This is a genomic window from Methanolobus sp. (genome assembly GCF_030682845.1).
In the GTDB taxonomy this organism is placed as follows: Archaea; Halobacteriota; Methanosarcinia; order Methanosarcinales; family Methanosarcinaceae; genus Methanolobus.
Map to the genome: position 1 here is coordinate 1 of NZ_JAUXNK010000101.1, position 9816 is coordinate 9816.

At 41.1% G+C, this 9816-nt stretch carries 15 protein-coding genes; 8 read left to right on the plus strand and 7 right to left on the minus strand.

Translation table 11 applies throughout. The features are described 5' to 3' along the window. Positions 1 to 203: 203 nt before the first annotated feature. The 5 genes from Q8J68_RS13685 to Q8J68_RS13705 all read left to right on the plus strand — a co-directional run bounded on the left by Q8J68_RS13685 (position 204) and on the right by Q8J68_RS13705 (position 1749). Positions 204 to 422: a type II toxin-antitoxin system HicB family antitoxin gene (locus Q8J68_RS13685; protein ID WP_015052528.1), complete on the plus strand. Its 219-nt coding sequence runs from the start codon at positions 204 to 206 to the stop codon at positions 420 to 422. Beyond that, the gene (locus Q8J68_RS13690; RefSeq protein WP_305312071.1) at positions 419 to 550 is read left to right on the plus strand and encodes a hypothetical protein; all 132 of its coding nucleotides are present in this window, start codon (positions 419 to 421) and stop codon (positions 548 to 550) included. The genes Q8J68_RS13685 and Q8J68_RS13690 overlap by 4 nt, the downstream gene beginning before the upstream one ends. A gap of 162 nt (positions 551 to 712) precedes the next feature. Further along, positions 713 to 937, plus strand: a complete 225-nt coding sequence (locus Q8J68_RS13695; RefSeq protein WP_305312072.1) for a type II toxin-antitoxin system HicB family antitoxin — start codon at positions 713 to 715, stop codon at positions 935 to 937. Between the two features lie 349 nt (positions 938 to 1286). Beyond that, a complete protein-coding gene (locus Q8J68_RS13700) occupies positions 1287 to 1538 on the plus strand; it encodes a type II toxin-antitoxin system HicB family antitoxin (RefSeq protein WP_305312073.1) in 252 nt (83 codons plus the stop codon). Further along, positions 1531 to 1749 carry a type II toxin-antitoxin system HicA family toxin gene (locus Q8J68_RS13705; RefSeq protein WP_305312074.1) on the plus strand — a complete coding sequence of 73 codons (219 nt, stop codon included), beginning with the start codon at positions 1531 to 1533 and terminating at the stop codon, positions 1747 to 1749. Before Q8J68_RS13700 ends, Q8J68_RS13705 begins: the two co-directional genes overlap by 8 nt. Before the next feature lie 278 nt (positions 1750 to 2027). Here Q8J68_RS13705 and Q8J68_RS13710 read toward each other — a convergent pair whose 3' ends face one another. Continuing rightward, on the minus strand, positions 2028 to 2267 hold the full coding sequence (locus Q8J68_RS13710; RefSeq protein WP_305312075.1) for a hypothetical protein: 240 nt from the start codon (positions 2265 to 2267) through the stop codon (positions 2028 to 2030). A 116-nt stretch (positions 2268 to 2383) separates the two neighbouring features. Then, positions 2384 to 2671 carry a DUF2769 domain-containing protein gene (locus tag Q8J68_RS13715; RefSeq protein ID WP_305312076.1) on the minus strand — a complete coding sequence of 96 codons (288 nt, stop codon included), beginning with the start codon at positions 2669 to 2671 and terminating at the stop codon, positions 2384 to 2386. Between the two features lie 427 nt (positions 2672 to 3098). Here Q8J68_RS13715 and Q8J68_RS13720 point away from each other — a divergent pair, with 427 nt between their 5' ends. Then, positions 3099 to 3944 (plus strand): hypothetical protein, encoded by an 846-nt coding sequence (locus Q8J68_RS13720; RefSeq protein ID WP_305312077.1) that lies wholly within the window; start codon positions 3099 to 3101, stop codon positions 3942 to 3944. Positions 3945 to 4085: 141 nt separating this feature from the next. Here Q8J68_RS13720 and Q8J68_RS13725 read toward each other — a convergent pair whose 3' ends face one another. The 4 genes from Q8J68_RS13725 to Q8J68_RS13740 form a co-directional block, all read right to left on the minus strand. Continuing rightward, positions 4086 to 4373: a potassium channel family protein gene (locus tag Q8J68_RS13725; protein ID WP_305312078.1), complete on the minus strand. Its 288-nt coding sequence runs from the start codon at positions 4371 to 4373 to the stop codon at positions 4086 to 4088. Between the two features lie 125 nt (positions 4374 to 4498). Next, positions 4499 to 5275, minus strand: a complete 777-nt coding sequence (locus Q8J68_RS13730; RefSeq protein WP_305312079.1) for a potassium channel family protein — start codon at positions 5273 to 5275, stop codon at positions 4499 to 4501. A 30-nt stretch (positions 5276 to 5305) separates the two neighbouring features. Beyond that, positions 5306 to 5650 (minus strand): hypothetical protein, encoded by a 345-nt coding sequence (locus Q8J68_RS13735; RefSeq protein WP_305312080.1) that lies wholly within the window; start codon positions 5648 to 5650, stop codon positions 5306 to 5308. A 70-nt stretch (positions 5651 to 5720) separates the two neighbouring features. Beyond that, positions 5721 to 5933 (minus strand): hypothetical protein, encoded by a 213-nt coding sequence (locus Q8J68_RS13740; protein WP_305312081.1) that lies wholly within the window; start codon positions 5931 to 5933, stop codon positions 5721 to 5723. 404 nt (positions 5934 to 6337) lie between these two features. Between Q8J68_RS13740 and Q8J68_RS13745 the strand changes: the two genes are divergently transcribed. Then, entirely contained in the window at positions 6338 to 7117 is a 780-nt protein-coding gene (locus tag Q8J68_RS13745; RefSeq protein WP_305312082.1) for a winged helix-turn-helix domain-containing protein, read from the plus strand. A gap of 1 nt (position 7118) precedes the next feature. Here Q8J68_RS13745 and hcp read toward each other — a convergent pair whose 3' ends face one another. Further along, on the minus strand, positions 7119 to 8738 hold the full coding sequence (gene hcp / locus Q8J68_RS13750; protein WP_305312083.1) for a hydroxylamine reductase: 1620 nt from the start codon (positions 8736 to 8738) through the stop codon (positions 7119 to 7121). Positions 8739 to 9705: 967 nt separating this feature from the next. Here hcp and Q8J68_RS13755 point away from each other — a divergent pair. After that, positions 9706 to 9816, plus strand: a 111-nt coding sequence (locus tag Q8J68_RS13755) for a helix-turn-helix domain-containing protein (RefSeq protein WP_305312084.1), incomplete at its 3' end; no start/stop codon positions are given.

The window sequence follows — 9816 nt, forward strand, 5'->3', positions numbered from 1 at the left end:
CCGGAAAACTAAACAGTTACTATCCTCATGGTCAGTACAGTCTGCTACCACAATATGGCATGCTTATTTTTTCACAAGTCCTGAAAAATGAGATCATTCGGTAATTCTCCATTCTTGCAAATGTACGATAAAAGCTCCTGCATACAGGTAATTATTTCTATTCACAGGCATATTCTCATTTAGAGAACAAAAAGGACAATATCATGAGAGAATTCACAGTTGTCATTGAACAGGATGAGGACGGCATTTATGTGGCTTCGGTACCTGAGCTGGACGGGTGCCATACCCAGGCAAAGACACTGGACGAACTGAACCAGCGTATCAAAGAGGCTATTGAATTATATCTTGAAGTCACATCTGAGAGTGATCGATCAGGCCATCTTGATCTTGTAGGTATACAGAAAGTCCGGGTTGATGCATGACCGAAAAGATACTCCCCATCCATGCAGGTCAGGATATTGGAAAAGGTATGCTAAGAAAGATCATAAATGACGTGAAAATCTCAAGGGATGAATGGATCAGCCTGGTAAATAGCCTTATCACATTCTGATCGTTCTATTTGTTTTATGCAAGTATTCAGAAAGTGTCTTTTCCATAGTTTTGGCATCTACCAGTGGTAGCCGGCTCATACGGTGAGCTCTATCTGTCAAACATAATCAAACCCGGGAAAGTTTCTAATGCAAATGCATGTTATTGAAGATAAGGTGCAGAAATGAAGAAATACACATTCCCTGTAGTTATTGAAAAGGACCAGGACGGGTATTTTGCCATGTGTCCGGCCCTTGAAGGCTGCTATTCTCAGGGTGACACTTATGAAGAATCTCTTGAGAACATCAAGGATGCAATTCGCCTGATTCTGGAAGATATGGAAATGTCTGATGAACTGGCTCCGGATATTAACTCCTTCAGTCTGGTCGCAGTCGAGGTCACTGCATGAGTGACAAACTGCCAGGGGTCACCGCAAAGCAATAAATAAAAACAACCATCCCGCCGCAAGCGGCGCATTCCATCATTTCTGATAAAAGTATAGGACAAGAGATTACTTGATTATACTCTGCATGTCATGTATACAATATGCAGAAAAATAGCCGGAGCATTCAATGGACAAAAGGTCTTCTGAGCAGGGTGCATAAAAGGATCTATATGCAAGAATGATCACATTACCCTTATGCAGTTTCATGGTCACAGTAACGGTAACAAAACAACAAACAATTTTCTGTTGATCAACCCACGATGATATATATACAGAGAGCATATTCCAGATTGAAGATATACAGGTGTGAATAATGCTTATTGAATATATTCATGCAGCTCTTGAAAAAGCCAAATATGAGATCATTGATGACGATGAACCTTACTATGGTGAAGTGCCTGAACTCAATGGAGTATGGGCTACGGGGAACACTCTTGAAGAATGCAGGAAAAACCTGGAAGAGACCATTGATGAATGGATAGTTTTCAGGCTGCGGAAAGGATTGACACTACCACCCATAGGCGATCATATAATCAAAGAGCCTGGGGAAGTTGCAATTGCATAAGCTTACTCCTGTAACACATAGGAATCTTGTAAAAAGATTGCGGGAATTGGAATTTGAAGGTCCTTTCTCAGGTGCAAAACATTCTTTCATGACAAAAGGGGACATTGTCCTGACCATTCCTGATCCACACAAAGATAGGATCAGTGCCTATCTGCTTCAAAGGATACTAAAACAGGCCAACATATCCCGGGAAGAATGGATGGGGGAATAGAAACATGGATAATAATTTTGTTATAGGTGTGATCATCCCGCTGCAGGCGGCGCGGTCCGACACCACTGATAAAGACAGGAACAAAGCCTTTATACTTAATCTTGAAACTGTCGTATAGTGCAGGATCAAGATCTCACTCGATCAACACGCAAATCTGATAATATAAACTTTTTTATTAGATTTCCCGCATTCACAGATTTGGCTCATCCTGATGATTCCGGGGCGGGGCTGGTTATCGCTGCTGTTGTGCTTGTGCGGTGAAAAATACCACCGATTTCTCATTTTGCCCGATATTTCTGTATTTCATGTTTCGCCAGCATATTGGAGCCGATAGTGTATACAAGGATCACGATACCCAGCCAGATGAAATGGCTTCCTATTTCAGGCATACCTAAATATTTCAAGACAAGACCAATACCGAAGATCAGCAAATTTGCCATGCCTATCTTTTTATTTCGTTTCACAGTCTGCTCATATATCTGTTTGTGCACAAGATACTCTTTTTTTTCAGTTTTCACGTTTTCACATCCTCTGACATGTAGGTTATAGAGCCAGCAGCTCAAAATCTTTTTGGCAAACATAATTGCTGCAGGACAAAAAAAGGTGAGCGTTATTTGTGCGGGCCCGTAGGTCTCTATTGCTCACCCTCGGCTCCCATGATACAATAATAGCCGCCGGTCAGGCCGTTTTCCTTATAGACCGGGCAGTTTGCGCAGATGCATCCTTTCTTCTCTTCGATGAAACGGCTCTTTCCGGAAGCGCAGAACACTCCCTCCATGCGCTCCACATCTGAGGTATCGCCCTCTATCATTCTTGTCATGTCCTCCGGCTTGGACTTCTGCTCATACGCGGTCCTGTAGGTCGGACATTTCCTGCACAGACATTTGTGTATGTTGTCAACGCTCTTCTCCACTTTCCCCATAGTGTACCTCCCTGGCACTGTCATTTGCATTAGACATCTAATGCAATAGGAGATATGAGAGGCGCCTTATATAAAGAAACGTAAAACTCTCAGTCTTTACATTTGTCCGACAATTACTGTCAGTAATAATATAACTTCTTCTTTTCCGATCTAAAGACTTTACAGACCTTCTTTTTCTCTGTTTTTTCGATGAAATTGAAGCGTCGGACAGCCTGTTCAGTTGCAGACATCCTCAATTTATCGTGAGCACGAACAGGAAGATGCGGCCTCCGAACTGCCAAAACCTGATAGAAGATTACTTCCTCCGGGTACTGAGAATCTAATCTACGAACCACGTCCATTACTGGTAATAAAATTTACTAATGTTTATGATTGGCCAAGCAATTAATGCAGAAAGTTTATTACCATATTCAGTGTCATATTTATTATGAAGAATCTGAATCTGGAAATAGCCGAACCAAGAATTCTGGTATTGAATGACGAAAAACCCTTTGAGGAAATGAAGGAACTTGCCTGGAACAAAAAGACCGCAGCTTTCGGGGGACTTCAGAATCTCTTATCACGCCCGAAACCTGAGGACATTAAAATAATACATTCTGAAAAGCAATACAAACCTTTCTGGCATGCGGTGTGCTCAACTAATTTTGAATACAAGCGTTGCCGCGAGTTCACTATTAAAATAAGTGACCCACTTGTAAAAAAAGTCATATTCTCTGACGGTGAGAGGGAAGTAGATCAGGGAAGGAACGTAAAACTCTCAGGTATCGAATACTGTGTCGATTCCAAGACCCGAGAGATCTTTATAGATGCCTATGCAGAAAACGAGGTGAATTTCTCCCGATATGTTACCATGCCCACACGTATGATATCGCAAACCGAAGAACTGGGTGCAGGAGACAATATCGTAGTTCCGGCAAAAGTGAAAGCAGCCTATATTGTCCGAAAATTGCTAAGTGAAATGATAAAGCCTATAGATGCGGACGAAGTACTGGACGAGACCATGAGTATAGAGACACTGGATCTGTATTTCAGGCCGATCTATGCTTTTGAGTATTCCTGGATACCAAAGAATAAACAAACGGTTCTGGAGTTTGATGGTATTACCGGTGAGTACCATTCAGGCAAGGTGCTCAGGGAAAAGATGGCTGAGATCTTCACCGAAGAAACCTTGTTCGAGATCGGAGGGGAAGTCGCAGGAGTTATTATTCCGGGTGCGAATATACCGATGAAGATATTACAGGAATCCAGAAGGAGAAAGAAAGCCAATGTATAAGATATGAAGAGACACTTTCCCGATGGATATCACGTTGATGATTCCGACCGTTGAGGCCCTGGCGGATGATTTCTGGCAATGTCTTTGAAAAGAGAAGATAAAGAAGACAACTGGCTTAGAGGCCGTATCTGGGGAACTTCCTCATTCATAGCATTTTTTGACCTCTACCAGTCCCTCCCTTAGTTCGGAACTTGCCTTCTCCTGTTCTTCCAGCATATGTCTGATCTTAATGATCTTAGTTTTAGGATCGCCCGATCCGGCAATAACTCCTTCCGTCTCCTTCTTCCTCGGAGCCAGGAACGAATTGGCTATGAAGCCTGTGAACACGCTGGATACGCCAACTCCGGAGGTCATAAGCGCAATGCCGATCAGTCGACCCCCGCCGGTTGTGGGATATCTGTCTCCGTAACCAACGGTTTTTATGGTCACAAAGGCCCCCCCAGAGGGCATCTGAAACTGTTTTATGTTGGCTTCGGGGTTCTGGCTCTCAAACCTGAGCACCCAAACACTGCCTGAAAAAGTACACATCCACCTCTATGTGACTGGGTCCCACATTAGTTTCTTTTCATATGAGATACTTTTTCATCAAGTTCTTCGATTTTACGCGATAGCTCATCTAACTTCTTAAGTATCAGCTCATTCTCAGAAACTATATCTTTGCTCTTAGATTCTTCCTTAGTGTCTTTGGATACAAAATAAGAAGCGATATTAGCTGTCAATATTGAAACACATGCAATTCCGACCAGCATCAGGAGGGAGGCAAAAAGTCTGCCAGGCACCGTTTTGGGGTATAGGTCACCATATCCTACTGTAGTTACCGTTGCTATTGCCCACCATATCCCATCAACAACACTCTGATTCTCTACCCATCCGAATATCGCTCCAGAAATCACAATAAATGAAAAGGTAATGAATGCAATGTGATGAAATGAGTTCTTTGTGTAAATATCGTAGATCGGCTTGATACCCCTTTTAAGAGGGATCATTATCCTTAAGAAACGTAAGAGCCTGAGAGCTCTTAATGTTCTCAACGAAGCAAAGGAGGATGGGAAGATGATAGGTGGTGTGATCAAAATTATTAACACATTGAACCAGTTCTTCTTGGTGTACTCTATTTTATTGCTTGAAAGACTTACTAACAAGAGATATTCCAAAAGAAAGATAAACCATATGATATCATCTATTAGCGTTGCAAAGGATATATACCGCTGGTTATTGGTAACTATCCCAAGCTCAACTAATAAAACAGGAATGATCAGCAACGAAAGGAGGATCATCGGCTTTTCTATTTTCTTCTCGATCCTCCTAGCAATCTCATCATTAGAAGCCATTTTTTCTCCCGGGTTTGCAACAGTAAACGTTCAGGCAGATCTTGCCTCTACATAATACAGATGCTGCCTGTCCGGACAGTACATATCCAGCTCGATCTTCAACTTCTGCACCAGGTCACAACAATACTGTTCCATGACACCGAACTTCTCCCGGAGGATCTTGCAGAGCTCATGTGTTGATATCCCATTCTCCACGTGATCAGCAAGCTCGTGCAGGACATATTCTGCCAACTCGCCGGGGGTACAGGAGTCTGTTACTTCAGCATCCGTAAGCCATGATATTTTTATGTCGCCTAAAATAAGATTTCTTCGATTAAATCGAATGTTATGGAATGATTTCTCACCACATATTGCACATTTCGTTTTCATATACATGCAAATCACCTAGCGTTTAACCGGATGCTGACAAAGTTGTAATTTCGATCAACAGTGTTTCTCAACAGAATTATTCGATTATGTTGTCCACGATGATGGGGCGAATGTTCCTGGGGGCCTTACCCTCTTCAAACACCTGCTTGAGTAACTTTACCATGGCAGGAGTTATGTCTTTTTCTGACAGCGTTGACAGTAGCCCCTCAGCTTCCATGTCCTTTTCTTTCTGCTCTCTCTTGTAACGCCCAATGAACTCCGCAAGTGCAACGCTTACAAGATCGGACATGCTGCTGAAATCACCCGCATCAACCAGCTCTTCTGCCTACCTCTTGATGTAAGGACTCACTGTCGCGTGAATTGATTCTTTCTTGTATTGGATTGCCATTGCACAATCATGTAGTGTTTATTCCATATATATGCTTTTACAAGCTATTCCGCTTAATTATGACAGTGGGGTTACATATCCATATTAGAAGGATTATGCCATAATTAGGAGATAATCCTTACGGAGTATAAATATTTACATGTGATCATCAGCAGATACGAAGGGACCCGGCTGGGAATGCAGAGAGAGTAAAAACATTATAAATTAATTATTTAGTTTTATTTAATTTGCTATAAGTACAAAGAGCCGCATAATTTAATGTAGTGTGATCTGGAATTATAACTGCTTGAGTGAGAGTGATGTAGATGAGAAAACCATTGCTTGATGTAGTATTTAAGTCTGAAAAGAGAAAGGGAGTTCTCTTGCTACTACAGGACGGAGCAAAGGAAATGGAGTATCTTCTAAAATTTATTGATACTAACAGACAAGCATTACTTCCCCAGATTAGAATACTTGAAGAGCATTACCTTATTGATCACTATGATGACACTTATGAACTGACAACAATTGGTAAATTGATAGTCGATGAGATGACTCCTCTGCTAGGGATCATTGAAACTTTTGATGTTGACATTGACTATTGGGGAACTCATAGCCTGAATTTTATTCCACCTCACCTTTTAGAAAGGATTAATGAACTTGGAAAATGTGCAGTAGTGAGTCCTTCTATTACAGAGATTCATGAGGCCCATAAAATAATAGAAACAGCATCCAAAAAATATCATTACGCCATTACTACTTTTTTCTATCCCAACTTTAGAGATATATTTTCAGGAATTCTATCCGAAGGCGCAGATATGCATGTAATCATTTCTCAAAGCCTGTTTGACAAATTAGAAATTGACAATTATAATGACATCAAAGAACTGCTCAGTAATGATTTAGTTCATTTCTACTTATACCCTAATAAAATGAACTTGCTATCTTTTGTATATAGTGAGCAGATGGTAATGATAGGCCTGCTAACAATTAATGGAAGTTTTGACAACAAGCACGTTGTCTGTGAAAATCTGACAGCTATTAATTGGGCAAAAGATGTCTTCGATTATTACTTGAAGAACTCTACACCAATAACTGAGATTTAGTTTACTTTAAGAGTATCTCCATGTCTTTTTCTATGGTGCTGTTCGGTCTAATATTGAACTTATCCACCAGGACATTGAGAACATTCGGTGATACAAATGCCGGTAGCTTTGGACCAAGGGTAATATCCTGTATTCCAAGCCTTAGGAGGGTAAGCAACACAAGGACTGCTTTTTGCTCATACCATGCAATATTGTACGAAATTGGTGCTTCGTTAACATCTGTAAATCCAAGCCTGGCCATAAGTCCTTGTGCAATGATGATCAGTGAAAAGGAATCATTACACTGTCCTGCATCCAGTACCCTTGGAATTCCATCAATGTCCCCGAGATTAAGTTTGTTGTAGCGATATTTTGCACATCCTGCAGTAAGTATGATAGTATCCTTTGGAAGTGCTTCTGCAAAATCAGTATAATACTGCCTCTCCTTGTGACGCCCGTCACATCCTGCCATGACAATGAACTTCTTTATCTTGCCTGCCTTGACGGCATCAACGATCTTGCCTGCATTAGATAGTACGGAGTTGTAAGCAAAACCGGTCATTATGGTACCTTCTTCCAGTTGTACCGGAGGTTCACAGGTCTTTGCCTGCTCGATGATGGCCGAGAAGTCTTTCTTACCGTTTTCAGCCACAATGTGTGTGACACCATCATAACCTACGGAACCTGTAGTGTATAATCTGTCAACGTAAATTTTCGTTGGAGGGACTATGCAGTTGCTAGTCAGTAATATTGGTCCGTTGAAACTCCCGAATTCCTGCTTCTGGTGCCACCACGATCCGCCGTAGTTGCCGACAAGATGTTCGTACTTCTTAAGTTCTGGATATGAATTTGCAGGCAGCATCTCCCCGTGAGTATATACATCGACACCTGTTCCTTCGGTTTGATCCAATAGTTGTTTCAGGTCATTTAGATCATGTCCGCTGATGAGAATTCCCGGCTTGCCTCTTGTTCCAATATTGACCAGTGTAGGTTCCGGATTTCCGAATGTAGCTGTATTTGCCATGTCAAGTTCTGCCATTATGTCAAAACCATTTTCCCCACATTTTAGGGCCAATGAGATGAGGTTCTTATCAGTCAGACTGTCATCCGTGGTTGCCACAAGGCCTTCTTCTATAAATGAATTAACTTTTTTATTGCTATACCCGAGCATCATAGCATGATGTGCATATGCTGCAATTCCTTTGATACCAAAGATTACCAGTTCTCTTAATGAGCGGATGTCTTCTTCCTCTGTCGCAAGTATGCCTGTGTTCCTGTCCTTTAGGTTCTCCTGGGTCAAAGTTGCGATCTCGGGTAGATCGTCTTCATCAAGCAAATTGTTAGCCAGAAGTTTCTGCTTGATCTCATTCTGAAGTTTGAAGCCTCTGTCAATACGGTCCTGAATTCCGGTCGCTCTGAAATCGGCATTCGTTATGGTCGAGAACAGTGCATCGAGCATAAAATCATCAGTGCTCTTTTGGGAAATGTTTGCCTTTCTTGCTTTTTGGTTGTAGAATGCAATGCTTTTCAGGACATAGATGAGATCGTCCTGAAGGTCTGCGACTTCCCCTTTCTTACCGCACATTCCGTTATTTGTGCAGCCTCCTCCGTTCATTGTTTCTTCACACTGGTAGCAGAACATTTTGTCACCTTTATTTGCTATATGTGGTGTGCAGGTATGTCTATTTACTTTTTATGCTCCCACACTTCAAGCCTTCCCTAACATGAGCATGCATAGTAAAAGTCATAGCACAGGTTTTTTATAATGAAAAAGAGCATCTCGATAAGCATATATTAACTTAAATCACGCTTTTAACGATTCTGTAGAAATCCTCGATATTTGGACAAGATAGAAATTAGCAATAATTAAAATTTGCTGTCGGTTATTGAAGAAATCTGACAACTTTTTCCTACAGCTGGTGATTTCGAGAGGTTTTCTACATAGCCTGTTTCCTACATCTTTACGATACGTATATTTTTGCCGGTACTGGCCTGAAGATGATGGGGTATAGAAAATTCACAATATTCTCAGTAGTATCCACAAAGTCTGGTGGTTCTAACTGTCTTCAGGCTTTTTTTTGTGTTAGCAATATGTGTTTTTGCATGAACTATTCTCCAAAATGTTAATTTCTACAAGGCAGATCTTTTATATGGTGGAATCGCCAGCTAATGATTGAATTACAAACGCAACCATAGCGCCATAGGCGGCGCATTCCAAGAGGACTTATCGCAAAAAGCAAAAAAGACACATGATATTCTTCTATTTCGGTATTTCCTGCTGACACGGTAACCTTTATCTGCCGACATAATCAAACCCGGAAAGATTTTAATGCAAATGCATGCTATTAAAATAAGGTGCAAAAATGAAGAAATACACATTCCCTGTAGTTATTGAAAAGAATCAGGTGGGTATTTTGCCATGTGTTCAACTCTTTAATAAATATTGAAGTTATAGGGTCTTAACCAAAACTTCCATGTAAGCAATACCTTTAGGATAAAGAAAGGGCTAATCCCCACCTTTTCAAAGGTGGGATACAGCCCGTCAACTTTTCAGAGACGAGTATAAATACACATGATAAACGAATATACATAGAAACCCAAAAGGTGAAATGATCTTGAATAAAGTGTTTCGTTATCGCCTCTACCCCACAAATGTTCAAACATCGATACTTGTTGACACACTTGAGCTTTGCAGGTGGACATATAATGAAACACTGGCC

Bases quoted from the DNA above. Each gene is read 5' to 3' on its own strand.
- Q8J68_RS13685 (WP_015052528.1), top strand. From the start codon at position 204: ATGAGAGAATTCACAGTTGTCATTGAACAGGATGAGGACGGCATTTAT.
- Q8J68_RS13690 (WP_305312071.1), top strand. From the start codon at position 419: ATGACCGAAAAGATACTCCCCATCCATGCAGGTCAGGATATTGGAAAA.
- Q8J68_RS13695 (WP_305312072.1), top strand. From the start codon at position 713: ATGAAGAAATACACATTCCCTGTAGTTATTGAAAAGGACCAGGACGGG.
- Q8J68_RS13700 (WP_305312073.1), top strand. From the start codon at position 1,287: ATGCTTATTGAATATATTCATGCAGCTCTTGAAAAAGCCAAATATGAG.
- Q8J68_RS13715 (WP_305312076.1), bottom strand. From the start codon at position 2,671: ATGGGGAAAGTGGAGAAGAGCGTTGACAACATACACAAATGTCTGTGC.
- Q8J68_RS13720 (WP_305312077.1), top strand. From the start codon at position 3,099: ATGAAGAATCTGAATCTGGAAATAGCCGAACCAAGAATTCTGGTATTG.
- Q8J68_RS13730 (WP_305312079.1), bottom strand. From the start codon at position 5,275: ATGGCTTCTAATGATGAGATTGCTAGGAGGATCGAGAAGAAAATAGAA.
- Q8J68_RS13735 (WP_305312080.1), bottom strand. From the start codon at position 5,650: ATGTATATGAAAACGAAATGTGCAATATGTGGTGAGAAATCATTCCAT.
- Q8J68_RS13740 (WP_305312081.1), bottom strand. From the start codon at position 5,933: ATGTCCGATCTTGTAAGCGTTGCACTTGCGGAGTTCATTGGGCGTTAC.
- Q8J68_RS13745 (WP_305312082.1), top strand. From the start codon at position 6,338: ATGAGAAAACCATTGCTTGATGTAGTATTTAAGTCTGAAAAGAGAAAG.
- hcp (WP_305312083.1), bottom strand. From the start codon at position 8,738: ATGTTCTGCTACCAGTGTGAAGAAACAATGAACGGAGGAGGCTGCACA.